Genomic DNA, 26,175 nt, shown 5'->3' with positions numbered 1-26,175 from the left:
CATTACAATCACTCCTCAATCAGATTAGCCCTTTAAATGCCGTCACCGAATCAACTTATCGTCTCTCTTCCTTATTTTTCCGACAGTGCAGAGCTGTTTTCCATTTGTGCAGACAAGGCTTGGGCTGTTTTTTTGGATAGCGGTTTTCCCCATAGCAATCAGGGGCGATACGATATTATTGCGGCTGATCCGGTATGCACCCTGGTTACACACGGCGAGATGACCGAGATTACCTGCAATGGCATAACTCTAAAATCAACTGAGAACCCGTTCGATTTGGTTAAACAGCAGCTTCGTTCATTTTCAAACGTTAAGCTGGAAACAGGCCTGGATGATTTACCCTTCAACGGCGGCGCCATCGGCTATTTTTCCTATGATTTAGCCCGCCGGCTGGAAGTCTTGCCGACAACTGCCCAAGATGAAGAGTATATTGCCGAAATGGCGGTGGGAATCTACGAGTGGGCGGTTATCGTCGATCATCATCGGCAGAAAAGTTACTGGGTCGGCCAATGCGATCCGCAAAAGCGGCAGTCCTTAATCAAGCAATTCAGCCAATTACCGGCAAGACAGGATGATCATGAGTTTAAGGTTGTCGGCGAGATTAAGTCCAATATGGACAAGGACGCCTATGTTCGCGCCTTTAACCGGATCAAGCATTACCTTAAGGAAGGCGACTGTTATCAGGTGAATCTGACGCAACGGTTTGTCGCAGGTTGCGAGGGCGATCCGTGGACGGCCTATCAAACCTTACGGAAATTAAACGCCGCCCCGTTCAGTTGCTATCTTAATCTGCCCGAAGTGCAGATTTTAAGCTCATCCCCGGAGCGTTTTTTGAAACTGACCGATGGCGTGGTCGAGACCAAACCCATTAAAGGAACACGGCCGAGAAAATCCGATTATGCGGAAGACCAGCAGCAGATAAAAAACCTGGAAGCCAGCAACAAAGACCGGGCGGAAAACCTGATGATCGTCGACTTGCTGCGCAATGACATCAGTAAAACCTGCAAGAGCGGTTCGGTCAAAGTGCCGAAGTTATTCGATGTCGAAAGCTATGCCACCGTACACCATCTGGTCAGCACCGTAACAGGCCTGCTGGCGGATAACCGGCACGCGCTGGATTTATTAAAAAGCTGCTTTCCGGGCGGGTCGATTACCGGCGCACCCAAGATCAGGGCCATGGAAATCATCGAGGAACTCGAGCCCAACCGGCGCGGCGTTTATTGCGGCGCTATCGGTTACATCGGTTTCAACGGCAACATGGACACCAATATTGCAATCAGGACATTGGTGCATTCGGAAAACACCATCCGTTTCTGGGCGGGCGGCGGTATCGTCAACGATTCCGTAGCCGAAGAAGAATACCAGGAGAGTTTTGACAAGGCGGCGGCCATGCTAGATTTATTGCAGCGTTTTACGGTCAGGTAATGCGCCGCTGACATGACATGATTATTATCAAACTGGGCGGCAGCCTGTCCCGCTCCGATGCCCTTGTCGATTGCCTGGATGCGGTGGAGAAAAACTACCAGGACAGGGCGGCGGTCATTGTTCCCGGCGGCGGCGCGTTTGCCGATCAAGTCAGGCTCGCGCAGCAGCACTGGCAATTCGACGATACCACCGCGCACCGCATGGCTCTGTTGGCCATGCAGCAAATGGCCTTGTTGTTCAAAGGGCTTAAACCCGGTTTTGCTATTGCCCATACCGTTTCGGCGATTCAACAACAGTTAAACCGGCAAAAAACCGTCATTTGGTCGCCGGATATTATTGAGCTCGATAATGCGGGCATGCAGCCAAGCTGGGATATAACCTCGGACAGCCTGGCGGCGTGGTTGGCTGGGGCGCTTTCGGCAACCGAGCTTGTCCTGATAAAGTCAGCCGCTATTGATGCTGGCCTTAGCCTGCAACAACTCGCCGAACAACAGATAGTCGATAAAGCCTTTTGCGATTTTGTCGCGCAAGCCGCTTTTACGACACGCATTATTAATGTCCAAAGCTGGATTGAATAAGCCGTCTCTATACTGCGACTGGGTGATCTTCCGAACGTATTAGCGACGCACTCTGCGATAGTCCGCCAAATTAATTTCATGCTTTTTCAGCTTGGTGTAGACGGCGCGGGCCGTCATTTCCATGTCTTCCGCCGTTTTCTTGATGTCGCCCTGATGTTGTTTTAAAGAGCTTTCAAGAAATGATCGCTCGGCTTTGGCAATCGCGTATTCCTTGATGTCTTTCCATAGTTCGGCGTTGTTCGAGTCAGTTGGAAGTTCCAAATCCAGTTGGGTCATTTCTTTGCCGCGGGCAAATAAAATGCTGCGTTCAAGGATGTTTTCCAGTTCGCGGACATTGCCCGGCCAGGGATAGGCGCGAATCTTTTGCATGACGTCGCGGCTGACCGATTCGACTGCTTTGTTATATTTCCTGCTGAGGCGCTGCAAAATCAATTGCACCAGATAAGGCAGGTCTTCCGGGCGTTCGGCCAGCGGCGGGATGCTTAATCGAACCACATTGAGGCGGTAATACAGGTCATTGCGGAACAGGTTTTGTTTAACCAGTTCTTCCAGATTGTTGTTGGTCGCGGAGATGATTCTCAGGTCGACCGACAAGGTTTGCTTGCCGCCAACCCGTTCCAGTTCGCCTTCTTGAAGTACGCGCAGCAGCCGGGTTTGCGCGGCGGGGGACAATGTATCGACCTCGTCCAGAAACAAGGTTCCGCCCTCGGCTCGTTCAAAATAGCCTTGATGCACTTCGATGGCCCCGGTGAACGCGCCTTTTTCATGCCCGAACAGCGCGCTTTCGATCAGGCTTTCAGGAATTGCGCCGCAGTTGATCGGGATAAACGGGTTGTTGCAGCGGTCGCTCATCGCATGTATCGCGCGTGCAATCAATTCCTTGCCGACGCCGGTTTGCCCCTGAATCAGCACCGTTGCCGGTGTCGGAGCAATCACTTCTATCGATTGCAGGATTTTTTGCATGGCCGGCGATTTGGCGATAATCGCCGGAGGCTGGCGTTTTTTTTCCGGTTGTTTGCTTTGTTGCCGCCAAATCTGCTGCATGCTTTGTTCAATGCGCGAGTGCAGCTCATTAATATCCTGGATTTCCTTGACCGGCGTCGTGTCGGTGTATTCCGTCCCAGGCCGGTCTTTTGCCGCATCCGGGTTGGTGTATACGCAAACTTCGCATTTGCCGTCGTGGCGGGCGATGCTTTGTTTGATTTCAACCTTGGCGTAGCCGAAGTTTCTGGCGGCGATGCCGCCAAAGACGCTGGACGTCATTCTGCACAATTCAGGAAAATTGGTAACCCGGTCGCCAAAAGGACAACAGCTGTTGGTCACGGTAATGCAGTCTTGGTCGCTGGAAGCGAGCGAGAATTTGCCGCCGATATTGTTTTTAAGGCCGAGGATCAGTTCGGTATAACTGTCTTTGTCTAGCAGTTCGCTGTTATGGGTCTCCTCCCGGTAGGTTTCTTCAAAAAAGCACCCGGCGGTTTTGGCGATGTGTTCGATCAATTGCTCGCAGTGCTTTTGGCCCTGCTGTTCGCTGGCATGCATCAGCTCAAGGATGAAGGTTTGCAGGAAAAAAACCGGTGTTAAATCTGAAAGAGTGCTGTTGTTCATGATGTTTTGTGAAGTTGATTTTCCATAATTGAAGCACAGCTTCTTGTATTCGGTAAAGACAAAACTCAAGTTATTGTAATTTAGTGAAAATATCAGCGAATATTACTGGCACAACACTTGCTCTCATCTGAATTGCAACTAATAACAACGAGGAGTTGAAAATGAGTCAAGACAAACCACCTTTAGATCCGCATCCATTAAGCGAGTATGTGGCCTGGGCCGGAAACCGCAACCGTGAGCCGTTGCTCGGCGTTTTAAAAGAAAAATTGCCCCAAGATCCCGGAAACGTGCTGGAACTGGCCAGCGGCAGCGGCATGCATATCAATTACTTTGCGCCGCATTTCGAGCATTTGCATTTCCATCCTTCCGACAAGGATCAAGAGGTGTTCGATAACATCAAGAAACTGTCAATCGATCACAAGAACGATAATATTGCCGATCCCGTTCATCTGGATTTAACCAATCCTGAAACCTGGTTTAATGCCGGAGCGCCCCGTTCATTTGCGGCAATTTTCTGCATCAATATTTTCCAGGTAGCGCCTATTTCAATTGCCGACGGCATGATGCAATGCGCCTCAAACTTGCTGGATGACGATGGTTTTCTGCTGATTTACGGCCCGTTCCAAGTAGAAGGTACCTTTACCACCGATTCCAATAAAGAGTTTCATCAGACATTGAGTTCGGCGGGTGTATCGGAATGGGGCTTGAAAGATGTGGCCGACCTGAAAAAAGCTGCGGAAAATCATGGCCTGGAATTAAAAGAACAGATTAATATGCCTGCCAATAATTTCTCGCTGATATTTGGTAGAAAGTAATAGAACACGGATTAAAAAGGCGAAGGGCGAAGGGCGAAGGGCGAAGGGCGAAGGGCGAAAAAAGCTTGCATTTAAGTTTAAGGGGCATTTCAATTTTTAGCCTTTAGCCTTTAGCCTTTAGCCTTTAGCCTTTAGCCTTTAGCCTTTAGCCTTTAGCCTTTAGCCTTTAGCCTTTAGCCTTTAGCCTTTAGCTCTTTCTCAATGATGTGCAATTTAGGAAACTAACCATGGAGCAAAAATGTTCAGCCGTTATTATCGGGGTAGGCCCGGAACGTGGCTTGGGCGCGACACTCGCCAAATATTTTGCAGCAAAAGGTCTACATGTTTATATAGCCGGCCGCAGTGAAGACAAGCTTCAACAGGTCGCGGAAAGAATCAGGCAAAGAGGCGGCTCAGCCACCACCGTGCTGGCCGATGCAACCGTTGAATCCGACGTCGCGCATTTATTCAAAATAGCCCAACTGGATGCTTACCGTATCGATATTGCCGCTTATAATGTGGACAGTAATATCCCGTCGCCGTTATTGGAAACGGATGCGGAAACCTTTACCGCGCTTTGGCAGCAAAACTGCCTGGGCGCTTTTTTCTTCGGCAAGGAAGCGGTTAAGGCAATGAAGGACGGGCAAAAAGGAACGCTGTTCTTTACCGGCGCCACGGCGTCGCTCAGAGCAAAACCGCCGTTTACCGCATTTGCGGCCGCGAAAGCGGGTTTACGGGCGTTGGCGCAAGGCATGGCCAGAGAGTTTTCGCCGCAGGGCGTTCATGTGGTTCATGCGGTCATTGACGGCGTGATTGACGGCGAACGGGCGGAAAACCAGTTCCCGGACTATGTTAAAGCCAAAGGCAAGGACGGCTTGCTGCAATTGGACGCCATCGCCGAAACCTATTGGGCCATGCACAAACAACACCCCAGCGCATGGACTCATGAACTGGATTTGAGACCGTTTAAAGAACCGTTTTAGGAAATACTATGTCGGAAATCAAAAACTGGATGTTGCAGGGCAGTTATTTTGAAACCTGCAACTGTGAAACAGCCTGTCCTTGCGTATGGCTGCAACCGCCTACAACAGGCGATTGTAAGCTGTTGGCGGCATGGCATATCGACCAGGGGCAGCTGGATGGAAAATCGCTGGATGGTTTGAATGTTGCGATGGCGTGCTATTCGCCGGGGAATATGAAAGACGGCAACTGGCAAGCGGCGTTATATGTCGACGAGCGGGCCGATGACAGTCAATTTGATGCGTTGGTGCAAATCTTTAGCGGCCGGCAAGGCGGACACCCCGCTATTTTAATGAGCTTTGTCGGTGAAGTTTTAGGCGTGAAAAAAGTGAAAATCGATTACCAGCGGCAGGGCGGCGCCCGGTGTGTGACTATTCCCAATATAGCCCAGGCCGAGATTGAAAGCATTCAAGGCATAACCGGCGGGCCGGCAACCATTAATAATCCGCCGTTGTGCGTGGTGACAAGTCATCCTTCAATTGTCGCCAAATCGAAAAAATATCAATACCAAGATTACGATAAAAACTGGGAATTTTCCGAGCGCAACGGTTATTTTTCCGCTTTTGTTTATCAGCCGTAATGGGGCGTTTTATTGTTGCCAATGTATTGGCGGTGATTTTTGCCGCCTGGGGCTATCTGTTTTACCAGCATGAGCAAATGGCGTCCCAGCCGATGTCGGGTATGTGGATGCCTCCCGCTACGCTGTCGGCGTGGAATTTGCTAGACTTCGCTTTAGTTTATTTTATGTGGGCCGTCATGATGGCGGCCATGATGCTGCCCTCCGCGATCCCGATGATTCTGGCCTTTGGCCGGGTTTGCAGGCAACAAAATAAACCTTCCTATCAATTGACCGGCCTGTTCATTTTGGCTTATCTGGTAATATGGTTATTATTCAGTTGCGCGTTAACGTTGCTGCAATGGCAAATGCATGGACTGGCCTGGTTGTCGCCGATGATGGATAACCAAAACCCGGCATTAGCCGCCGGTATTTTATTTTTGGCCGGCTTTTACCAGTTTACGCCGATCAAGAATGCCTGCCTGACATACTGCAAAACCCCGGTGGGATTTTTATTAACCGAATGGCAGGAGGGGGCGGCAGGCGCATTTAAGATGGGACTGAAGCATGGTGCGTACTGTTTGGGCTGCTGCTGGGCGCAAATGCTGATCATGTTTGCCGTCGGCGTGATGAACCTGTTGGGGATGGCTTTACTAACCTTGCTGGTTATATCGGAGAAATCCATGCCGCTGCAATCAAAGTTTATTTGCAAAGCGGTCGGCGTCGCTTTTCTGGCCTGGGGCGTTTTCCTGATTTATCCAGCGTTTTAAACACTTACTTAGGAACATACATAAATTAATTTAAGCAATCACCATGAAGCACATGAAGACTTAAATCCTTCATGTGCTTCATGGTTTAAAAATAAAATTTGCTCAAGTTATTTCATGCACGATCCTTAATGAACCCGAGAACATTATTATGATGAAAATTCGTTCGCTATTTGCTGTTTTGATTTTACTGTCCGCCGGTAACGGTGTTGCTCATGCCACGACCTACGCATTGCCGGAAAACAGTAATGACAGCGTCATCACCCAGTTCCATGACGATGTGCCGTTAACACGTGCTGAACAAGACGAGACCTTGCTGGATGTGGCCAGGCGCTTTCTACTGGGGCAAGCGGAAATAGTGAGGTTAAACCCCGACGTCGACCGCTGGCATATCAAAAAGGACGAGATTGTTCGTTTACCCAATAAACGTATTTTACCGGATACGCCGCACGAAGGGATTACCTTAAATATTGCCGAATACCGCATGTATTATTATCCGCCGGTTCAGAAAGGGGTCGCGCCACAGGTAATGTCCTATGCTCACGGCGTAGGCAGACAAGACTGGAAAACGCCTATGGGTAAAACCAGTATTGTGCAAAAAGTCAAAGATCCGGCATGGCATCCGCCGGAATCGATCAGGCGCGAACATGCGGCAAATGGCGATCCGCTGCCTGCGGTGGTTCCACCGGGTCCCCATAATCCTCTGGGCGCCTACAAGATGCATCTGGCCGTTCCCGGCGGCTACCTGATACACGGTACCGATATCGACAAAATTTACGGTATCGGCATGCAGATAACGCACGGTTGCGTGCGGATGTACCCTGAAGATATTGAGGCCTTATACAATTCGGTTCCGGTAGGAACGCCTGTCTATATCGTTAAGCAACCGATCAAGGTCGGATGGCTGGACAATACGCTTTACATCGAAGCGCATCCCGATTTGGAAGGCGAGGAAACAACGTTGGCTCAAAAAGTCGATACGGCGTTAAAGCTTATTCAAAAAGCCGCCATGACCGCAAGCGCCCCGGCGCAGAACCCGCCTGAATTTGACCGGGCGGCGTTAAATAAAGCCCTTACAGCTTTGGACGGAAATCCGGTGGCGCTTTATCAAAGATTACCTCAGCCGGTATCGTTGTCCGCAACGGGTCACGCTCCAATCATTAGGTAGCCGCACCGGTTACATTAACGGCGGTTCGCAAAACGGTAAGCTCTTCGGAAGAATAGCCTGCTGTTAGGCTATGCATTTTTAAGAAAGTGGTAATCTTATTGGCGTGTACACACTCCGTTATAAGTAGAGGTTGCCGGACGGCAGACTTCGTGGCGAAAAGACGATACGCGATTGCACGTCGACAGTTTTCCTTCGGCGCCTGTCCAGGGCAAGAGAATCCTGCGTGTTTTCAGCAATGTAAATCCCGATGGAAAGTGTCGCCACTGGCGGCTTGGCGAATCATTTGAGTACATCGCTAAGCGTTTTCTGCCTTCCATGCCCGGCCCTGTTTGGGGCAGCAGCCGACTGTTTCAATGGTGCGGGATCACCAAGAGTCGGCGTAGCGTCTACGACCATTTTATGCTGCAATTACATGACCGTATGAAAGCGGATCTGGCTTATCAGTCGAGCGCGAATCAAATCGATTTTGAGTTCCCTCCGGGCAGTACATGGATCGCATTTACCGACCAAGTGTCACACGCCGTCATGTCGGGGCAGTACCTCTTGGAACAAACCTTTTACTTGCCCGTTACTTCGATGTTGGATCCGTCAAGATCGCCACTGCAAATTCTTGAACGATTGTCAGGCCGAAAACTAACGTAATGCCAAGCGAGATGAAGTTTTAGAAGCTGTTTAAAAACCTAACAAATTCCTCGTAAAAGACGGTGTGCCTCGGTAATTTTGATGAATACCTCGGCCGTATCGGTTAAGCGCTCATAATCCTTGAAAAGCCGTCTGGAATAACTGCCATTGCTCATCGGTTAAATTCGTCAAATACGACCGCCAGCCCTCCTAAGCCAAAATTACTGTAGTTTAACCGACCGTTTTGATTTTTAAACAGCCTCTTAGGATCGTGCATAAATTAATTTAGGCAATTACCATGAAGCGCATGAAGGACATGAAGACTTAAACCTTTCATGCCGCTTCATGTCCTTCATGGTTAAAAAATGAAAAATAAGACGTGCTCAAATTATTTCATGCACGTTCCTTAGTTTGTCGAAGGACCGATGCAGCGCTTCCTTAGGCGAGTAGATTTTATGTGTGAATCCGATATGAGAACAAAGCCGTTGACCCCAAATTTATCCGCCGAACATTTGTTGCAACATATGCCTGTGCCGACGTTCGTATTGAATGCCAGGCATCAGGTGGTGATCTGGAACAAGGCTTGCGAGCAATTGACCGGCCTGAAAGCTGCGGAGATGATCGGCACCGATCAGCATTGGCGCGGCTTTTACACCGAAAAACGCCCGTGCCTGGCGGACTTGCTGCTGGATCGCACCTTGGGCGAAGTGTCCAGTCTCTATGAGCAAGCCAGCGACTTTACGTCTTACAGCGACATTTGCCATACCGAAAACTGGTGCTTGATGCCGGACGGCCGCAGGCTTTATCTGGTCATTGATGCCGGAACCATCAGCAATGAGCAAGGCGAGGTGGTCGCGATCGTCGAAACCCAGCGCGACCGGACCGAACAAAGACTGACGATGCAGGCGTTGGCCGAAAGCGAACAGCGGATTTTCTCGATCCTCGGTTCGGCGATGGACGCCATCGTCACCATCGACCAGCAACACCGGATCACCCTGTTCAATGCCGCGGCGGCCAGAATCTTCCGTTGCGCGGCCGATTTTGCGATCGGCCAGCCGGTCGAGCGCTTCATCGCGCCGCATTGCAGCAAACTGTTCATGCAATTTATCGCGTTCGATAACGTTAGCGCCAAAACCCAGGCCTGGGCGCCGGAAGGTCTCAGCGCCCGGCGCGCCGACGGCGAGGAATTCCCAATCGAAGCCACCTTTTCGCCGCTGGAAGCCCACGACCAAAAACTCTATACCATCATCCTGCGAGATGTGAACGACCGCCGCCTCGCCGAGCAGAAACTGGACCGGCTGCAACAGGAAAAAGGCTACTTGCAGGAAGTGCTCAACGACGATCACAATCCCGGCGACTTTGTCAGCGGCTCCAAGCTGATGCGGACCGTCATGGAACAAGTGCGGATGGTGGCCCGCACCGATACGCCGGTATTGCTGCTCGGCGAAACCGGCACCGGCAAGGAATTGCTGGCCCGCGCGATACACGAGTTCAGCGACCGCAGCGCCGCGATCCTGGTCAAAGTCAATTGCGCGGCGCTGCCCGCCGAATTGATCGAGAGCGAATTGTTCGGACATGAAAAAGGCGCGTTCACCGGCGCGACCCAGCAGCGCAAAGGCCGCTTCGAGCTGGCCGACGGCGGCAGCCTGTTTCTTGACGAACTCGGCGAACTGTCCCTGTCGGCGCAGGCCAAGTTGCTCCGGGTGTTGCAGGAACAGGAATTCGAGCGGGTAGGCGGCAGCGAAACCATCCGGGTCGATGTGCGGGTGATCACGGCAACCAACCGCAATCTGGCCGAGGAGGTCAGTCTGGGTCGCTTCCGTTCCGATCTGTATTACCGGTTGAATGTGTTTCCTGTCGAAGTGCCGGCGTTGCGGCAGCGGGCGGCGGATATTCCATTGTTGGCTCGGTTTTTCCTGATCAAATACGCCAAGAAATTCGGTAAGCGCTTTGACGACATCGATCCCGCCGGTCTGGACTATTTACGTCAATATTTGTGGCCCGGCAACGTCCGCGAATTGCAAAACGTCATCGAACGGGCGGTGATTCTGTCCCAAGGTTCGCTATTGGAGATAGCGCCGTTGCAGCCCACTCACGCCCATCCCGAAGCCGCTATCGGCAAGCTGAGGACCTTGGACGCGGTGGAGCGCGAATACATAACGCGCACCCTCGAAGCAACCGGCTGGCAGATTTCCGGCGCCAAGGGCGCGGCAGCGGTACTAGGCATGAATCCGAATACCTTGCGATCCAGGATGCTGAAGTTGGGGATTTCCAGGGCGGGGTAATGGTGTGTTGGGCCGCGCCGATAATGGTCAATTTTTGCTTGTGGCTGCTGTATGGAGGCGGTGGATAGGGAACTGTACTTTGTTTGTCCCATCTTATAGCCCTGGCTGTTTCGGATTGATGCAATTGTTTTGCCCGGCTATCTTTTTCATGCGATATCGACTCTGCCGGAAGGCGATACACGCCTACTAGGCACGCTGAGGATGGATAAAAAGGAATCCCCGAGCGTACCGCCTGTGGCAACGAAAAAGCATAATGCGTCTATTCGGCTGGATTCAACTAGCTTGCTTTATGTTTGATGACTCTTACGCTATTCTTAATTATCAGGTTGCTCCTTTAATGGCTTGATAAAATGCCGACACGTCTATCTCGCCAGGAATCCCTTTCTTTTTCAGAGCAGTGATGGTTAAATTTGAAAATTACATAGTGGAGATGGAATTGAAACAAACCGATCAAACTTTACTCGAGCAGATGCGAATTACTGAGTTCGATATCGATAATCGTAAAGCGCTACTTGCCCTGTCCAATGAGGATGTCAACCTCCTGAAGGACTATCGTCCAATCATTGAGAGTAGAGTCGATGCCTTGGTGGATACTTTTTATCAAATGCAGACCAACGTAGCCGAAATCGCGCTGTTGATAGGCGACGCGGATACGCTGGATCGCCTGAAGAATGCGCAGCGCAGATATGTGCTTGATTTATTTAGCGGAATATACGACCTCGAGTATGTGAACAACCGGCTCAGGATTGGCTTGGTACACAAACGTATTGGTGTCGAGCCGAAGTTGTATCTCGCTGCGATAAATGTCCTCAAGAGCCTACTGCTGGAAATCATTTTCGAAACGCTCCCCGAAAAGACAGAGCGTCAGGCCATGCTTGCAGCGCTCGACAAATTGCTGTTGTTCGACATAACGTTGGTGTTTGAAACCTATATTCGCAGCCTGGTTTCGGAAATCGAAATTTCCAAGGCAAAGTCCGAGCGTTATGCCTGCGTACTGGAAGAAAAGGTCAAGGAACGCACTCAGCAGCTCGAAGAGTTAACCCGCATCGATTCACTGACAGGTTTGCTAAGCGTGCGTTACTTGAACGAAACGCTGACCAGAACACTGCGGACCGCTCAACGTCGCCACGAGCCGGTATCTATTGTTTATATGGATATAAACGAATTTAAGGCCATTAATGACACTCAAGGCCATCCGCACGGCGACCATATCCTGCGCGCGGTTGGTGCAGCGATCAAGAAAATTTCCCGTGAAGAAGATTGCTGTTTTCGTTATGGTGGCGATGAATTTTGTTTAATACTGCCTAACTGCGAAGAAGAACCGGCTCGGGAGATATACATCAATCGTCTCAATATTGAAATCAGCCGGTGTTTGAAAAATGTAACACTGAGCGTCGGTATCGTGCAAACCGGCCCGGATAAATACGGCGAGCCTGATGCCCTGATCCGGCAATCCGATGAAGAAATGTACGCCGCTAAGAAAGCATCCAAAATCGATGATAGGTCGGGAAACGCTGTTGACGTTGAAAAAACTGCTTGATTAAGCCGGAAGACGGGGGCAGGCCCTAGATTCGACATAAAATCCCGGAAGGGTACGCTACCACACTAACGTATATATTATGTTCTCAAGCAGCTGCTTTGCCAGAATCAATCCCGTCTATTCTGGGTACGCGCAACACACCCTAGATTTTTTTAATCAATGGGGTTAGATTAAATTGATTCAGGAGCAAGTAGCCTGGATGAAGCGTAGCGGAATCCGGGGCTTCGGAGCTACGATTATCCCGTATTCCGCTACGCTACATACGGGCTACGCACTGTAGTTTCCAGGTTGGTTTTCTTATTTCCCGTAATTCTGCGCCAGATAATCGATGATGATCCGTTTGTCGGCATTATTGATCGGCGCACCCATAACATTGATCATCTTGCCGACTGTTTTTTCCCAGCCGGCCCGGTCCAGAACCGCGGCGTGTTGGGTGATATAGTCCAGGCTGTGACACATTGCGCACTGCGCAACGACTTGGTTTTTGCCGGGCCTGTCCTTCAGAAATATCCGGCTTTCCCCGGCTGTTGCGGTGGCGGCTAAAAACGATAACAACAAAATCAGCGTTCGCATCATGTTCTCCTCAAGCCAGCTGGATAGTGATTTTTTGCACGGCGTTATGGTGGTAACCGGAAGGATTCGGGATCGGCTCCGGTGGTTGGCTGTCGCCGGAATGGCTGGTGGCGCGGGCCATAATCCGGTAGGTTCCGGGATGTTTAGGATCAAAGACCCAGTGCCACTGGCGCCAGGAAAAGCGTCCGTAATCCTGTTTCAGTGCGGCCTGATGCCAACGGACGCCGCCATCCGTGGAGACTTCCACGCGCGCGATGCCGTTGCCGCCATCCCAGGCGACACCCTTGATTTCGATCGGCTTGGCGTTAGGCAAGGTCTGGCCGTCTTCCAGGTTGGTGATCAATGAATTGACCAGTATTTCCGTGATCGGCATAGCCGTCTCGGTTTCCTGCGAGCTGAATTGTCCGCTGGGGAACCGGTCCTTGGGGATGCGGTAAGCGGTCTTCATCCAAAAGCCGTCGAAGGGTTTGGAGATGACGTTCACCGCAGTCAGATGCTTGATCCAATAGGTGGCGGTCCAGCCGGGAATGATCAGTCGGGCGGGGAAGCCGTTCCAGTGGGGCAAAGGTTCGCCGTTCATCTCGAAGGCGATCAGAGTGTTCTCATCCAGCGCTTTAGCCAACGGCAGGCTTTTGACAAAATCCGGCGTTGTCGGCAGCACGCCGGAATCTGCGCCGGCCAGACTCACTTCCAGCGCGGATTTGTCGATCCCGGCCCCCGCAAGCACGTCTTTCAGGCGAACGCCGCGCCAGAGCGCATTGCCCATTGCACCGGAACCCCACTGTAATCCGGGGACGGGCGGTTGAAATGCTCCCCGTCGATTACCGGAGCATAAACAAAGAGCGGCGATTTCGACTTGTTCGAAATCCCTGCGCAATTGCTCAATGGTGAGTTCCAACGGAGCGCGAACCGCATCGCCGCCTATGCGCAGCCGCCATTCGCTGGTTTTTATCTCGGGAATGACGGCGTTATGGTAACGCACGAAAAAGCGATTGTTGGGCGTAAACGGTGCATCGAAATAATTGATCGGCGTTTCGTAATTGGGAGGACGGTAAGTTTTTTTGATCAGCGCCTCTTTGCCGGGAAGAGCATCCGGGACCGTCGGTTCCTCGGCACCCGCAGCCGCCAAGCCGGACCGTTGCAACAAAGCTAAACCGCCGGCCGCTGCCAGGCTGCCTGCGGTTTTCTTGATAAAGTGTCTTCTGTCGACCATAAACTATCTCCTCGGTTGGATGTAAAGCTATGCTTTGAACGATCAAAATTACGGAAAATCAATATCGAGTTAGGCCGTAGGTTGAATGCAATAAAGCCCAACGCTTCACTGCTCGCCGCCGGTAATATCCTCAACTGCAAGATCGCTTGCCTAATGCTCCGTTTGCACATACGGATGTCATGTCGAAAACAGCCAATCAATCGGCCGTTTGACATAGCCATGCTCGACAGGATTATAGGCCGTAAGTTGGACTGAATGGAACGAAGCCCAACAATTCACTGTCGTTATCAATGTGCTCGCAATGACTATGCTGGAGAACGATACGATACCGATTGTGTAACAATTTTTGCTTTGCCGTATAGTCGGTTAGGCCGCAACCCCAGATCCCGCTCGTCAGTAAACCGGCCGTTTGAGCGCTTTATTAAACCCACATTTAGCTGTTTCAACTCAGAACTTTTGATGATTAAGAACGTTGTTATGCGATAATAGGCCGATAAAATTAATAAATGCCTTATGGCTTAAATAAGGAAACACCATGTTCTCATTACAAACCATCTTCGGTAAAGGCGATAAATTTTATGGCTTGCTTGAAGCCAGCGCCGAATCCGCGCGTTCGTCTACCAGCGCATTGATCGAGCTTTTAAGCACGCCGGCGACGCAACAATCATTGGAAAAGTTTAAACAGGCGCGTCGCCGGGAAAAGGATTTGTTCGCGCAAATCAGCGAGGCCTTAGTTAATACTTTTGTTACCGTGCTCGACCGTGAAGATATTGAAGATCTTAGCAGCGCCCTCTACAAAATCCCTAAAGTCGTGGAAAAATTTGCGGAGCGGTATACCGTAGCCTTGGGCCGTATTGGCGATGTGGATTTCGCCGGCCGTGCCGAGATGCTGGAACAGGCCTGCGAAGTACTGGAACAAATGGTCAGACTGTTGCGTAAAGGGATGGATTTGGACGAAATCAAAAAACTAAACGACCGGCTGCAAACCATTGAAGCCGAAGCGGACCGTGAAATACTTGAGTTGTATCGGGATGCCTACGCCAATGAGACCGACCCGATCCGTTACTTGGTAAAAATGGATTTGTTTGAAATCCTCGAAAAAGCGATTGACCGCTGCCGAGATGCGGGCAATGTCGTCTACCACATTGCCTTAAAAAATTCATAAAAGGGTTGCCATGCTGACCTTGCTCTTGCTTGTCATTTTTGTAGCGCTGGTATTCGAGTTCATCAACGGATTCCACGATACTGCGAACTCCATTGCCACGGTTGTCGCCACCAAAGTATTAACCCCAACCCAGGCGGTCATGCTCGCCGCAGTGACCAATCTGGTCGGCGCGTTATCGGGTACCGCAGTGGCTAAAACCATTTCATCGGGATTGGTGGATACCGGCCTGGTGAATATCACCTCCGAAGTCCTGATCTGTGCGCTGATCGGCGCAATTATCTGGAACCTGATTACCTGGGCGTTGGGGCTGCCGTCCTCTTCCAGCCATGCCTTGATCGGCGGCTTATGCGGCGCTGCGCTTGCTGCCGGCCACAATAATTTCGATGTATTGATCTGGTCGAAAACCGCCGCAGTCTGGACCGAAAACAAAGGACTGCTTTGGAAAGTCGTGCTTCCGATGATCAGTTCGCCGGTTGTCGGTTTTACCTTGGGTATCGTTATCATGGGCGGCTTGATGGCTATCATCAGCGGCATGAATTCGGCCGGTGGCGTTATGGAGCGATTGGCCCGCCCAAAATGGGTTAATGCATTATTCGGCAAAGCCCAGCTTTTGTCGGCCGGCTATATGGGCTTTGCGCACGGCAGCAACGATGCGCAAAAAACCATGGGCATCATCGCGTTAGCCATTTTTACCGCCAACAGCGCCGGTACGCTCGATCAATTGCCGCAGTGGGCCGAATTTTTAAAGCCGGATGGCGGAGAAAAAGACATCGATACCTGGATTGCCTGCACTTGCGCTTTGGTCATGGCGCTGGGTACCGGGGTAGGCGGGTGGCGTATCATCAAGACTCTCGGCCATAAAATGGTCAAGTTGCACCCGATACACGGTTTCGCGGCCGAAACCAGCTCAGCGACCATTCTGCTGACCGCCGCCCATTTCGGCATGCCGGTTTCCACCACGCACAGCATTTCAACAGCGATTATGGGCGTAGGCTTTGCGAAGAATCCTCACGCGCTTAAACTGTCGGTCATCGAACGGATTGTTTGGGCATGGGTTTTGACGATTCCGGCAGCGGGCGGGGTTGCCTGGGGATTAGTTAATTTGTTGTTTTTGTTGGATTAAAGCAAGAATCAATGGGGCTGTCCCCATCTTTGTGTTTGAAAATTTTTCTTGAATTTGCTGCAAATTCCCGGAGGTTTCGATGGCGACAACTAACGTTTTATCAAAGAACCTCCCTTGTTGTCACACCAAGAAAAGCCCGGTTGGATTGACGGGACTTTTAACGCTATTGCTCTTGTTAAGCGGCTGTCAGGCCGCATTAACTCCAGAGCAGGTTGCCACGGCATTTTGGGTGGCGATGGCGGAAGGCAATCTCGACTCGGCCAGAGAATATGCTACTCAAGAAACTCGGCATCTGGTGACTAAACAGCAAAACCTGGAAGAAGCGACAGTAAAGACCGGGGCGATTTTAATCGACGGCTCCAATGCAACGGTCGCAACGGTCATGACCTTAAAAAAACCTGAGAACAACAAGGAGTTGTCTTTTGATACCGTCTTATCAAAAGAAAACGATCTATGGAAAGTCGATTATCAGCGAACGCTCAATAATCTTTCAAACCTGCCGTTCGGCGATATTTTTAAAAGCTTGCGGGCGATAGGTGAAACCATTAACAAGGAACTGGAACAGCAGATTCCTTTGTTTGAGAAACAAATCAAATCCTTCAGTGATGAGTTGATACGGCAATTGGACGAATTCCGCCGTCAGCTGGAAAAAGCGGCCCCGCCTGAAAAACAGCAGCCTCGTTCCAGCACGATATAACCGTTTATCTCTGGATTTTCTCATTCTACTTTGTCAGATTCAATGAACGCACAATCCAAAATCGTCATTCCGGCAGGGATGGATTTTAGCTTACCATTCATGGCGCTGGATCCCCGCTCCCGGCGAGGATGACGAGTTTGCGTAGTGTCTGACAAAGTAGAACTAACGCAGACTTTTATCTGTTTACCAACGGGGTGTTCTTATGAACTCTAAAACTATATTTCTTCTCATCGCTTTTATTCTCATCGTTACCGGCTGCGGGTTTCAAAAACCGGACTACCTGAAAATGATAACCGCGACTGAGTTAAACCGGAGCATGCAAAATGAGGATATATTCCTGGTTGATGTTCACACGCCTGAGCAACAACATATCAAAGGCACCGACCTTTTTATTCCCTACAACGAAATCGAGAAATACAAAGACAAACTTCCCAAAGACAAAAATACCGCTATTTATCTGTATTGCGAGGGCGGCCCGATGGGCAATGCCGCGGCAAGGTCTCTGCATGAATTAGGTTATCCTAACTTGCTCAATCTTGAGGGAGGAGCAAAGGCTTGGCGTAAGGCAGGCTTTGGTTTTGAATAAGCGGATGCGTGGTATTGGTTAGGCTTGATGTGACGCCCTATTCGCGGAAGGCCGAGGTTGATTCATCGCGGCCGGTGAAGTTTTAAATTGCAAGGAAAATCAAATTTTCAGCTTGTTCCCGTCTAAATGTCCCCTATTTTCGGATTGAATTAATAACCCAGTAAAGCTTATGAAGCCGGCAAAAAAAACAGCTGACTATTTGAACTTTTACAGGCCGACGCTGCCGCAGCGACTACTTGGGGCGTCAGTCGATGAGAGCTAAAACCTTATGCGTTGTTGCTTGTTTATTCGGCCTTTTGCTCGCCGGCTGTGGAGAAATAAAGAACGTAACGCCTTCATGGTGGGATGAAGCTCAAGTCGAGAGTTTCTCGTTAGGCGAACAACCCGAGATTGTGATCGGCAAGGAACCGCTGGTTCGATTAATGGTGTTATCGATCTTGTGGTCTTGGGTTTTGTTTGGCTGGCTGTCTTTTAGCAAACCTTCCTTAAAAGGCCGGGTCCTTTTTTCGCCGATTATCGTCTGGGGCGGGGTTTGGATGGCCTGTTTGTTTGTCCTTCCGCTGTTGTATATGGTTTCTTATATGATTACCGGAACGGGCTATATAATGGACTTTTCTTTTGTTTTCTTTAATGTTTTGGGGCTTACCGTTGCCTGGTTTGCTTTTGCGCTGGTCGAAGAGCTTGTCCATAACCTTAACGGTAATCGGCCCCCCTTAATCGCTTTTCTACTGTTTTTGACTGTCTGGAGTTATATTTTTACCTCCCGTGACGTTGTCGATCTTATGCTGTATCTTGTCCGGCAATAGTAAGCGCCAACTCAATATCACACTGCCGGCCGATTCCGGCTGCCCGAAACAACGTTCAAACAGCCTTGGTTGACCAAAACTCAAGATAAAGGGACGCCACAGCAAACTTGCTGACCGGCGGCTACGCGGAACCATTGACTATAGTTGATTACGATATTACGTGAAATTCACGATATTTAGTGACTTTATGTTTGCATAGCGTTTGGCTCTTTATTGTTTAATTCATTAAGTCGATGATTTAAATAGATGTGACCGGCTTTTATCGGCTCCGGCACGGCACTTGCACTGATACGGTTAACATTCCGTTGTTGCGAGTCCAAGGAGACTCCAAAGCCATGACCTCAACCGATAAAAATGCCCGCGCCGCCTGGGCGACATTAACCCACGACAGCCTTAATGCCCGAATCGGCAAGCGAACGCTGACCGGCGTACAGTTTTTCCTGCTCAATTTCGGCTTGCTGCTGGGCAACATTCTGGTGCTGTTCAATACCGGTGCGTTCGCCTCCGTCAGCCTGCACGCCACCGGCGATTTGGGAGTCAGTCCCAGTCACGCCGGCTGGATGCAGACCTATTATTTTATCAGCCTGGCCTTGGCGCTGCCGGTCAGTTCCTGGTTGGCGGCCGCCGTCGGCGAAGTCCGGCTGTATTTGACCGCAATGGTTGCGATGACATTGGCTTCGCTGCTGTGCGCCTTTACCGGTGACCTGTTCTGGTTTTTGTCGGGCAGGGCCTTGCAGGGTTTTTTCGGCGGCTTGACCATCCCGCTGTCGCAAACCCTGCTGATGCGCGAATACCCGGAATCGTCCAAATCCTTCGCTGTGTCGTTGTGGAGCATTGCCGCGCTGAGTCCGTTCACGCTGGGCCCTGCCGCCGGCGGCTGGATCGCCGACCACTTGGGCTGGCGCTGGTTGTTCTACCTGAATGTGCCGTTGCCGCTGCTGGCGGCGGCGCTGGTTTGGGCCTTGCTGTTCGACAGGCACTCTCCTCAGCGGAAAACGCCGTTCGATACTCTGGGTTTTATCTTATTGGCCGCAGTGCTGGTTTGTTTGCAGACCGTGCTGAATCAGGGCCAGGATTCGGATTGGTACAATTCGATTCAGTTGGTCGTCATGACGCTGGCCGGATTGCTGATGTTGGCTTACTTCATCGTTTGGGAGCTGGCGGAACGCTCGCCGCTACTCGATTTACGGCTGTTCGCGCGGCGCAATTTCGCGATCGGCAGCATCATGCTCAGCCTGAGTTTTATGTTGATGTACGGTTTGTTGTCGGTGCTGTTGGTGCGTTTGCAGGTCGTGGCCGGTTACACCTCGTTTCTGGCAGGCAGCGTGCTGTTGCCGCTGGTGTTTCTGGCCAAGCCGGTGGCCAGTATGATGCACCGGATCGTGCATCGTTTCGATGCCCGCCTGCTGGTCAGTTTAAACATGCTGCTGTTTGCGCTGTATTGCGGATTGATCAGTCGTTACGACTTTTTCGGGCGCGGCGGCTGGTTTACTCAGCCGTTGTGGGCTCAGGTGTTGGAAGGATTTTGCTTGGGCGGTTTGTTCGTGCCGCTGACCACGCTGTTTCTTGCCGGCTTGACGCCGAGACGTCAAATCCAGGCGGTGGAACTGGGCGGCATGCTGCGCGTATTGGGCGGCAGCATCGCCTCGCCGTTATTGGGCGTATTTTGGGAGCGGCGCACCGCCTTCCACCAAAGCCGGTTAAGCGAAAGTTTTTCATTGCACGACGCTCAGTCCCTGGAGATTATCGCCCGCTTGCAAGCGGCCGGTCTGCACGATCAGTTGGCCACAGCCAAGCTGGCCGCAGTGTCAGGTCGGCATGCTGCGATTCTCGGTCTGGACGATACCTTCCGGCTGGCGGCTTGGTTGTTTACCGGTTTGGCCGCAATAGTCTGGCTTGCTCGCCCGGTCGGGCCGAAACCCGAGGCGCGGCCTAAAGACGACAGGCGGCAGGCGGCTTTGGAAGATCTGATCGAGGAGCCGTAGCCATGATCCGGTTTAACAAAACAACCGTGTTGGCGGCCGGTTTGTCGCTGTTGCACGGCTGCGCATTACTGCCGGAAGACGGAACGCGTGCCAAATTGCTGGATACGCCTAAGTTAAGCCAAACCCTGAACGGCGACACCCAAGCCGAGAAGATCGTCCGGGAATGGCCGAGGGCGCAGTGGTGGCGGGATTTTCATAACACCGAACTGAACCGGCTGATCGAAACCGCGCTGAAAGACAGCCCAAGCCTGCACGCGGCGGCGGCGCGCTTGACTCAGGCGGAAGCGGTAGCCGATTTTCAGGCCGCCGAGATGCTGCCCAGCATCAACGCCGGCGTCGAATTTCATCAGCGCCGTTTTTCCGAAACCGATTTTTACGGCCCCAACGGGGGCAAGACTTTTACCGGCGCTTACATCGATCCGGCGGTATTTCGCTATCATCTCGATCTGTGGGGCAAGGATAAAGCCGCTCTGGAGTCGGCGTTGGGAAAGGAGAAGGCACAGGCTTCGGAATTGGCGATGGCGCGGCTGATGCTGAGTACAGCCATTGCACGCGGCTATATCCGCCTGTGCTCGTCCGAGGAAGACATTGAGTTGGCCCAGGGGCTGACTGAGCAAGCCGGGGAAAAAATGCAGCTGGCCGAGCTGCGCTGGCAGCGCGGATTGACCAGCCGGGATCCGGTTCATGCGGGCAAACAGCAACTGGAAGCGGCGCGGCAGCGCGAAACCAGCGTGCGCAACCAGGCGCAGCGATTGCGCAACCGGCTGGCGGCGCTGGCCGGGCAAGGGCCGGATTGGGGCAAAACCATTCATGTGGCGGAAAATAAGGTCGCCGGACTCTTGCCGCAGCCGGAAGCGATAGCGCTCGGATTGCTCGCGCACCGCCCCGATGTGGCGGCGGCGTTGTGGCGCGTGGAGGCCGCCGCCCAGTTGACCAAAGTGGCGAAAACCAATTTTTACCCGGACGTCAATCTGGTCGGTTTCGCCGGTTTGCGCAGCCTTAATCTGAAGGATTTGTTTTTGTCCAACGGTGCGAGCGTGGCTTATGGAATGGGGCCGACGATTACCCTGCCGATTTTTGAAGGCGGGCGGCTGGAAGCCGAATTGAAGAATCAGCAAGCGGCTTACGACGCCGCCGCCGAAAGCTACAACGAGACATTGCTGGCAGCCGTGCAGCAGGTTGCCGACAGTCTGGCCGAATGGCGGCAAACGCTGGAACACGATGCGGCCCAGCAACGTGCGCTGGAAGCGGCCGAAGCTGAAGCCGAGCTGGCCGGAAAGCGTTACCGGGCCGGTCTGAGCAGCCGCGACGGCATTATCGAGGCCGTCGCGGCGCTGATCCGGCAGCGGCTGACCGCCAGCGAGATGCACAATGCTCATCTGCTGGCTGCAATCGGATTGATCGAAGCGCTGGGCGGCGGCTACGAAAACACAAATATGATTCATGTCAGCAAGGTGGGCAATCATGACTAATATTCCAACCAAATCCCAGTGCTACTTCGGCTTTCATCAGCGTCAACAGCAGCGAAGGGGCTCGTTCCCACGCGCTGCGTGGGAATGCAGTCCGGGAGGTGTTTGCCGGAAACGCTAGTTCTCGCTGTCGCTCGAACCGACTTATTCCGGCCTACTTCGAGATGTGTATAACGACGAGCGCGCTGCGCCGCGAGTCGTGGTTAATGCGTCGAAATGCGGGGCATTTCAACGTAGGACGCAGCGCGTCCCATATCGCATTCCCACGCACCGCGTGGGAACGAGAGCTATACAACCATGAAAATGCCCAATTAATGTAGACAAAGATGACTAATACCCAAACCAAACCCCAGCGTCACTTCGGTTTTCACCAGCGCCGACAACACCGAGGTTATCGGCTGTTGCTGGTGACTGCGGTCGCGTTGCTAGCCGGACTGATTTACCTGATTTATTGGTGGAATTTTGCCGGTCGGTTCGTAGTCACCAACGACGCCTATATCACCGGCAACCTGGCCCCGCTGAAGGCGCAAACCAGCGGCACGGTGGTGGATGTGCGGGTCGATAACACCCAGCATGTACAGCAGGGCGACGTGCTGGTGCGTCTCGACGGATTACAAGCGAAGGTCGCTCTGGAACGGGCCGAAGCCAATCTGGCCGATAGCGTGCGGCAGATCGAAACGGCGTTCAGCCAAGCCGACATGCTGCGCCAGAAACTGGCCTCGAAAGAAGCAACCTTGAATCGCAGCCTGAAAGACCTGGCCCGGTATCGCAGCGTGGCGGGCGACGGGGCGGTATCGGCGCAGCAGATTGAGGACAGCGAGTTTCAGGTCCGCGAGCTGGAAGCCGATGTTCGTCAGATTCGCGCCGAATTGGGCGGAGCCGAAGCGTTGATTCAGAACACCAGCTCGGCCGATAACCCGAAAGTGTTGCAGGCGGTCGCCGCGCTGAAACAGGCTTATCTGGACAATGCCCGGCAGCAGATTGTCGCGCCGGTCTCGGGTTTCGTCGCCAAGCGCACGATCCAGCCCGGCGAGCAGGTGCGGCCTGAGACGCCGTTGTTGGCTATCGTGCCGCTGGATTATTTATGGGTGGAGGCCAATTTCCTGGAAAACGAACTGGCCGATGTGCAGCCCGGTCAGCCGGTGGAAATCACGGTCGACCTGTACGGTTCCGGCATGGTTTATCACGGCGAAGTGCAGGGCTTGGGCGCAGGTACCGGCAGCGTGTTCGGCCTGTTGCCGCCGGATAACGCCACCGGCAACTATATCCATATCGTCGAGCGGGTGCCGGTACGGATCGGCTTGCGCGCCGAGGAACTAAAGGCCAATCCGTTGCGTCCGGGGCTATCGGCGGTGGTGCGGATCGATACCTCGCATCCTGGCCGCTCGGTGCTGGAGCCTTTAACCACGACGCCCGCTACGGCCTATAAAACCGAAGTTTACGATCATCAGCTGGATGGCGTCGAAGTATTGATTCAGAAGGTTATTGACGGCAATAGGCAGGCAAAAAAGCCGGTGTAGGTAGTTAATTAATTCACCACGAAGGCACGAAGGACACGAAGTTTTATGTTTTCTTCGTGTCCTTCGTGCCTCGGCAATTGCTCCTGCATTGCTCTACCTCCTGCATCCATGCAGTCGTTCGTGGTGAGTAAAAAATCTTAAATGAAATCATGCCCCGATAACTGCTCGATAAACCAGTGCAGGACTTTACCTTTATTGGTTGTTTTCCAGGCCATGTTAAGCGTATCTACAGGTATCGTGTCTTCTACAGGCAGCGCGATCAGCAGGCCTTGTTCCAGCCTATCCTGAATCCGGTGAGCCGGTAAAAAGCCGACTCCCAAGCCTGAGCATAAGGCGTGTATTTTTTCTTCCACCGACGGTACGCTCAATACCGGACGCTTGCTGAATACCCGATGGCTTTGCGGAGCCTGATTCCTTGATGAATCCCTGACCACGATAAAGCGGTGTTGTTCAATCAGCTGCCGGGAAAGCGGCAGTGGTGCTTGGGTCAGTTGATGGCCCGGCGCAACGGCGAAAACCCATTCGATCTGCCGGATCTTTTGGTATTTAATGCCTTGACTCGATGTTGCTTCAGCGCCTGTGCCGATGACCAGATCGGCCCGGTTGCTGGTTATCGCTTCTTGCGCGCCGCCCAGCACTTCTTCATAAATATTGATTTCAATATCCGGCAGCACCTCGTAGAACCTAGCTATTAACGGGTAGATGAAGTCAAAGCTTAAAATAGAATCTATCGCGATATTGAAAACAGGTTCCCAGCCGCTATGGGTTTTCTTGGCGGCTATCGCCAGGCGTTCGGTTGCATCCAGGATTTCCCGGCCTTGTTCAAGCAACACTTTTCCGGTCTCGGTCAATACGGCTTTTCTGCCTTCCTTGCGAAACAACACCACATCCAGATCTTGTTCCAGTTTCTGCACGGTATAAGATATTGCCGAAGGCACCCGAAACAATTCGTTAGCCGCTGCGGCAAAGCTGCCTTTCCGGGCTATCGCATCCAGTACTTCCAGCGCATCGAGGGTGATAGGGTATTTCATGCTGCTTGCCCGTTTTTATTGTTCAAATATTCTGAATCTATTAAGCAAAATTGATCGCTTTTTATTATTCCGGCCAATTCTATAATGATCTCGACATTTCAAATTCTTTAACATTTAAGAGGATATCATGAAAAATTTAATCAATAAAACATTGGATTCTAACGCGGGTTTGGAAGCTGTGATATTACGTGTTCCTATCGGCTTGATTCTGGCCGCGCATGGCAGCCAAAAATTATTCGCGTGGTTCGGCGGTTACGGATTGGACGGAACCGGGCAATGGATGGCGTCGGTGGGGCTGACTCCAGGGTTTGCGATGGCGTTATTGGCGGGCAGCGCCGAATTTTTTGGCGGCGTCGCGTTAATTTTGGGTTTGTTGACACGTCCTGCGGCGATCATTAATGCGCTGACGATGCTGGTGGCACTGTTTTGGGTGCATTGGGGGCACGGCTTTTTTCTGGATACGCATGGTATTGAATATGCGTTGGCTTTATTATCGGCAAGCACGGCGCTGATATTTATCGGTGGCGGACAGTACTCGCTGGACGCTCTGATCGAGACAAAACTACTGGAGGCGGAAGATGAATAAGCAAACACGGCAACTCGCGGCTGTTATCACAGGGCAAAATACCTCGGATGGTGCCGGTGTTAAGTTGAAACGCATCGTCAGTCAGCAGCAAAAAAACGCTTTCGATCCTTTTATTTTGTTGGACGAGTTCGGCTCGGATGAGCCGACGGACTATGTCGGCGGTTTCCCCGATCATCCGCATCGCGGCTTTGAAACCGTGACCTATATGCTGGCAGGCGCGATGCTGCACCGCGATCATCTGGGACATGAAGGGCATCTGCGGGCAGGCGACGTGCAATGGATGACGGCCGCGCACGGCATTATTCATTCGGAAATGCCGGAACAGGAAAACGGCTTGCTGCACGGCTTTCAGCTATGGATTAACCTGCCTGCCAAAGAAAAAATGAAGCCGCCGCATTACCAGGAGTTTGCCGCCGCGAATATCCCTAGCGTTGAATTGGCGGACGGCGGTTACCTCAAGGTTATCGCCGGTGACTATGTGAGCGAAACACAAAAAATATCCGGCCCGGTAACAGGCGTATCGACACAGCCGTTGTATTTCGATGTGTCGTTAAGCCCCAAGCAGCAGCTGGATATACCGATAGGCGCGGAACACACCGTCTTGGTCTATGTGTACAAAGGGGAACTGGCTGTCGGCGCCTCGGACAGGGTCTTAAAAGCCGGGCAACTCGGGCAGTTACAAAACGGCGATAACCTACAGCTGGCAACACAAGAGCAGTCGGCGCAATTTCTGGTGCTGGCCGCGCTGCCGTTAAAAGAGCCGGTAGTGCAGTCCGGCCCGTTTGTGATGAACAGCAGCGAAGAAATCGAACAGGCGTTTCGCGATTATCGTGACGGCGTGTTGACGCAGTAGGATTTCGCCAAAATAACTTCAGCTTAGGTTTTGCACGCTCCGCGTGGAAATCCAGTCAGGGACGCCGCCCCAGAGCGGTTCAGGCTGCGTTCCCACGGGCTGCGTCACTGCCATTAAATTTAAGGATGGACAGTCCCTTCTCCCTCAGGGAGAAGGTTAGGATGAGGGGATCAAATAAGGTTTTTTCCTTATTTTTATTCTCCTCACCC

Annotated in this window: 23 protein-coding genes and 1 pseudogene; 20 read left to right on the top strand and 4 right to left on the bottom strand. The window is 52.0% G+C overall.

What is annotated here, in order from left to right; genetic code table 11:
• The first annotated feature begins 36 nt into the window (after positions 1-36).
• On the top strand, positions 37-1,425 hold the full coding sequence (gene pabB / locus B0F88_RS11210) for an aminodeoxychorismate synthase component I (protein WP_104424021.1): 1,389 nt from the start codon (positions 37-39) through the stop codon (positions 1,423-1,425).
• Positions 1,426-1,442: 17 nt separating this feature from the next.
• On the top strand, positions 1,443-2,003 hold the full coding sequence (locus tag B0F88_RS11205; RefSeq protein ID WP_104424020.1) for an amino acid kinase family protein: 561 nt from the start codon (positions 1,443-1,445) through the stop codon (positions 2,001-2,003).
• Between the two features lie 39 nt (positions 2,004-2,042).
• Here the strand turns inward: B0F88_RS11205 and B0F88_RS11200 are convergent, their stop codons facing one another.
• Positions 2,043-3,608, bottom strand: coding sequence for a sigma 54-interacting transcriptional regulator (locus tag B0F88_RS11200; protein ID WP_104424019.1), 1,566 nt, complete (start codon positions 3,606-3,608; stop codon positions 2,043-2,045).
• A 161-nt stretch (positions 3,609-3,769) separates the two neighbouring features.
• Here B0F88_RS11200 and B0F88_RS11195 point away from each other — a divergent pair, with 161 nt between their 5' ends.
• The 8 genes and pseudogenes from B0F88_RS11195 (at position 3,770) to B0F88_RS11160 (ending at position 12,359) form a co-directional block, all read left to right on the top strand.
• Positions 3,770-4,423 carry a DUF938 domain-containing protein gene (locus tag B0F88_RS11195; RefSeq protein WP_104424018.1) on the top strand — a complete coding sequence of 218 codons (654 nt, stop codon included), beginning with the start codon at positions 3,770-3,772 and terminating at the stop codon, positions 4,421-4,423.
• 227 nt (positions 4,424-4,650) lie between these two features.
• On the top strand, positions 4,651-5,385 hold the full coding sequence (locus tag B0F88_RS11190; protein ID WP_104424017.1) for an SDR family NAD(P)-dependent oxidoreductase: 735 nt from the start codon (positions 4,651-4,653) through the stop codon (positions 5,383-5,385).
• A gap of 8 nt (positions 5,386-5,393) precedes the next feature.
• The gene (locus tag B0F88_RS11185; RefSeq protein WP_104424016.1) at positions 5,394-6,002 is read left to right on the top strand and encodes a DUF1326 domain-containing protein; all 609 of its coding nucleotides are present in this window, start codon (positions 5,394-5,396) and stop codon (positions 6,000-6,002) included.
• Positions 6,002-6,748 carry a DUF2182 domain-containing protein gene (locus B0F88_RS11180; RefSeq protein ID WP_104424015.1) on the top strand — a complete coding sequence of 249 codons (747 nt, stop codon included), beginning with the start codon at positions 6,002-6,004 and terminating at the stop codon, positions 6,746-6,748. The genes B0F88_RS11185 and B0F88_RS11180 overlap by 1 nt, the downstream gene beginning before the upstream one ends.
• 148 nt (positions 6,749-6,896) lie before the next feature.
• Positions 6,897-7,913, top strand: coding sequence for a L,D-transpeptidase family protein (locus B0F88_RS11175; RefSeq protein ID WP_258076632.1), 1,017 nt, complete (start codon positions 6,897-6,899; stop codon positions 7,911-7,913).
• Between the two features lie 135 nt (positions 7,914-8,048).
• Positions 8,049-8,555: pseudogene (locus tag B0F88_RS11170) on the top strand (Kdo hydroxylase family protein); the annotation flags it as partial.
• Between the two features lie 464 nt (positions 8,556-9,019).
• Positions 9,020-10,819, top strand: a complete 1,800-nt coding sequence (locus tag B0F88_RS11165) for a sigma 54-interacting transcriptional regulator (protein WP_258076631.1) — start codon at positions 9,020-9,022, stop codon at positions 10,817-10,819.
• Between the two features lie 430 nt (positions 10,820-11,249).
• The gene (locus tag B0F88_RS11160) at positions 11,250-12,359 is read left to right on the top strand and encodes a protoglobin domain-containing protein (RefSeq protein WP_258076641.1); all 1,110 of its coding nucleotides are present in this window, start codon (positions 11,250-11,252) and stop codon (positions 12,357-12,359) included.
• 297 nt (positions 12,360-12,656) lie between these two features.
• On the opposite strand, the gene B0F88_RS11155 is transcribed toward B0F88_RS11160, so the two are convergent.
• Both B0F88_RS11155 and B0F88_RS11150 read right to left on the bottom strand, forming a co-directional pair.
• Entirely contained in the window at positions 12,657-12,935 is a 279-nt protein-coding gene (locus tag B0F88_RS11155) for a sulfide dehydrogenase (RefSeq protein ID WP_104424012.1), read from the bottom strand.
• 7 nt (positions 12,936-12,942) lie between these two features.
• Positions 12,943-14,145, bottom strand: coding sequence for a molybdopterin-dependent oxidoreductase (locus B0F88_RS11150; protein WP_104424011.1), 1,203 nt, complete (start codon positions 14,143-14,145; stop codon positions 12,943-12,945).
• 535 nt (positions 14,146-14,680) lie between these two features.
• Here B0F88_RS11150 and B0F88_RS11145 point away from each other — a divergent pair.
• The 8 genes from B0F88_RS11145 to B0F88_RS11110 all read left to right on the top strand — a co-directional run bounded on the left by B0F88_RS11145 (position 14,681) and on the right by B0F88_RS11110 (position 23,496).
• Entirely contained in the window at positions 14,681-15,310 is a 630-nt protein-coding gene (locus B0F88_RS11145; RefSeq protein WP_104424010.1) for a DUF47 domain-containing protein, read from the top strand.
• A gap of 10 nt (positions 15,311-15,320) precedes the next feature.
• Positions 15,321-16,433 carry an inorganic phosphate transporter gene (locus B0F88_RS11140; protein ID WP_104424009.1) on the top strand — a complete coding sequence of 371 codons (1,113 nt, stop codon included), beginning with the start codon at positions 15,321-15,323 and terminating at the stop codon, positions 16,431-16,433.
• Positions 16,434-16,512: 79 nt separating this feature from the next.
• Positions 16,513-17,130 (top strand): DUF4878 domain-containing protein, encoded by a 618-nt coding sequence (locus B0F88_RS11135; protein ID WP_104424008.1) that lies wholly within the window; start codon positions 16,513-16,515, stop codon positions 17,128-17,130.
• A gap of 202 nt (positions 17,131-17,332) precedes the next feature.
• The gene (locus tag B0F88_RS11130) at positions 17,333-17,716 is read left to right on the top strand and encodes a rhodanese-like domain-containing protein (RefSeq protein ID WP_104424007.1); all 384 of its coding nucleotides are present in this window, start codon (positions 17,333-17,335) and stop codon (positions 17,714-17,716) included.
• A gap of 251 nt (positions 17,717-17,967) precedes the next feature.
• Positions 17,968-18,522, top strand: a complete 555-nt coding sequence (locus B0F88_RS11125) for a hypothetical protein (RefSeq protein WP_104424006.1) — start codon at positions 17,968-17,970, stop codon at positions 18,520-18,522.
• 335 nt (positions 18,523-18,857) lie between these two features.
• Entirely contained in the window at positions 18,858-20,507 is a 1,650-nt protein-coding gene (locus tag B0F88_RS11120) for a DHA2 family efflux MFS transporter permease subunit (RefSeq protein ID WP_104424005.1), read from the top strand.
• Positions 20,508-20,509: 2 nt separating this feature from the next.
• Complete coding sequence (locus B0F88_RS11115; RefSeq protein WP_104424004.1) at positions 20,510-21,979, top strand: efflux transporter outer membrane subunit; 1,470 nt, start codon at positions 20,510-20,512, stop codon at positions 21,977-21,979.
• A 323-nt stretch (positions 21,980-22,302) separates the two neighbouring features.
• Entirely contained in the window at positions 22,303-23,496 is a 1,194-nt protein-coding gene (locus B0F88_RS11110; protein ID WP_104424003.1) for an efflux RND transporter periplasmic adaptor subunit, read from the top strand.
• A 137-nt stretch (positions 23,497-23,633) separates the two neighbouring features.
• Here B0F88_RS11110 and B0F88_RS11105 read toward each other — a convergent pair whose 3' ends face one another.
• Positions 23,634-24,527 (bottom strand): LysR substrate-binding domain-containing protein, encoded by an 894-nt coding sequence (locus B0F88_RS11105; RefSeq protein ID WP_104424002.1) that lies wholly within the window; start codon positions 24,525-24,527, stop codon positions 23,634-23,636.
• A gap of 127 nt (positions 24,528-24,654) precedes the next feature.
• Between B0F88_RS11105 and B0F88_RS11100 the strand changes: the two genes are divergently transcribed.
• The gene (locus B0F88_RS11100; protein ID WP_181049889.1) at positions 24,655-25,113 is read left to right on the top strand and encodes a DoxX family protein; all 459 of its coding nucleotides are present in this window, start codon (positions 24,655-24,657) and stop codon (positions 25,111-25,113) included.
• On the top strand, positions 25,106-25,966 hold the full coding sequence (locus B0F88_RS11095; RefSeq protein WP_104424000.1) for a pirin family protein: 861 nt from the start codon (positions 25,106-25,108) through the stop codon (positions 25,964-25,966). Before B0F88_RS11100 ends, B0F88_RS11095 begins: the two co-directional genes overlap by 8 nt.
• The last annotated feature ends 209 nt before the right edge of the window (positions 25,967-26,175 follow it).

Origin of the sequence: Methylobacter tundripaludum (assembly GCF_002934365.1) — a bacterium.
Taxonomy (GTDB): domain Bacteria; phylum Pseudomonadota; class Gammaproteobacteria; order Methylococcales; family Methylomonadaceae; genus Methylobacter_A; species Methylobacter_A tundripaludum_A.
This window is presented reverse-complemented; position numbering and strand designations above follow the sequence as displayed.

Excerpts from the sequence above, each read along its gene's own strand:
- B0F88_RS11095 (WP_104424000.1), top strand. The coding sequence starts at position 25,106 with ATGAATAAGCAAACACGGCAACTCGCGGCTGTTATCACAGGGCAAAAT.
- B0F88_RS11180 (WP_104424015.1), top strand. The coding sequence starts at position 6,002 with ATGGGGCGTTTTATTGTTGCCAATGTATTGGCGGTGATTTTTGCCGCC.
- B0F88_RS11200 (WP_104424019.1), bottom strand. The coding sequence starts at position 3,608 with ATGAACAACAGCACTCTTTCAGATTTAACACCGGTTTTTTTCCTGCAA.
- B0F88_RS11130 (WP_104424007.1), top strand. The coding sequence starts at position 17,333 with ATGAACTCTAAAACTATATTTCTTCTCATCGCTTTTATTCTCATCGTT.
- B0F88_RS11125 (WP_104424006.1), top strand. The coding sequence starts at position 17,968 with ATGAGAGCTAAAACCTTATGCGTTGTTGCTTGTTTATTCGGCCTTTTG.
- B0F88_RS11155 (WP_104424012.1), bottom strand. The coding sequence starts at position 12,935 with ATGATGCGAACGCTGATTTTGTTGTTATCGTTTTTAGCCGCCACCGCA.
- B0F88_RS11205 (WP_104424020.1), top strand. The coding sequence starts at position 1,443 with ATGATTATTATCAAACTGGGCGGCAGCCTGTCCCGCTCCGATGCCCTT.
- B0F88_RS11110 (WP_104424003.1), top strand. The coding sequence starts at position 22,303 with ATGACTAATACCCAAACCAAACCCCAGCGTCACTTCGGTTTTCACCAG.
- B0F88_RS11150 (WP_104424011.1), bottom strand. The coding sequence starts at position 14,145 with ATGGTCGACAGAAGACACTTTATCAAGAAAACCGCAGGCAGCCTGGCA.
- pabB (WP_104424021.1), top strand. The coding sequence starts at position 37 with ATGCCGTCACCGAATCAACTTATCGTCTCTCTTCCTTATTTTTCCGAC.
- B0F88_RS11115 (WP_104424004.1), top strand. The coding sequence starts at position 20,510 with ATGATCCGGTTTAACAAAACAACCGTGTTGGCGGCCGGTTTGTCGCTG.
- B0F88_RS11195 (WP_104424018.1), top strand. The coding sequence starts at position 3,770 with ATGAGTCAAGACAAACCACCTTTAGATCCGCATCCATTAAGCGAGTAT.
- B0F88_RS11105 (WP_104424002.1), bottom strand. The coding sequence starts at position 24,527 with ATGAAATACCCTATCACCCTCGATGCGCTGGAAGTACTGGATGCGATA.
- B0F88_RS11190 (WP_104424017.1), top strand. The coding sequence starts at position 4,651 with ATGGAGCAAAAATGTTCAGCCGTTATTATCGGGGTAGGCCCGGAACGT.
- B0F88_RS11160 (WP_258076641.1), top strand. The coding sequence starts at position 11,250 with ATGGAATTGAAACAAACCGATCAAACTTTACTCGAGCAGATGCGAATT.
- B0F88_RS11135 (WP_104424008.1), top strand. The coding sequence starts at position 16,513 with ATGGCGACAACTAACGTTTTATCAAAGAACCTCCCTTGTTGTCACACC.
- B0F88_RS11185 (WP_104424016.1), top strand. The coding sequence starts at position 5,394 with ATGTCGGAAATCAAAAACTGGATGTTGCAGGGCAGTTATTTTGAAACC.
- B0F88_RS11100 (WP_181049889.1), top strand. The coding sequence starts at position 24,655 with ATGAAAAATTTAATCAATAAAACATTGGATTCTAACGCGGGTTTGGAA.
- B0F88_RS11140 (WP_104424009.1), top strand. The coding sequence starts at position 15,321 with ATGCTGACCTTGCTCTTGCTTGTCATTTTTGTAGCGCTGGTATTCGAG.
- B0F88_RS11120 (WP_104424005.1), top strand. The coding sequence starts at position 18,858 with ATGACCTCAACCGATAAAAATGCCCGCGCCGCCTGGGCGACATTAACC.
- B0F88_RS11145 (WP_104424010.1), top strand. The coding sequence starts at position 14,681 with ATGTTCTCATTACAAACCATCTTCGGTAAAGGCGATAAATTTTATGGC.
- B0F88_RS11175 (WP_258076632.1), top strand. The coding sequence starts at position 6,897 with ATGATGAAAATTCGTTCGCTATTTGCTGTTTTGATTTTACTGTCCGCC.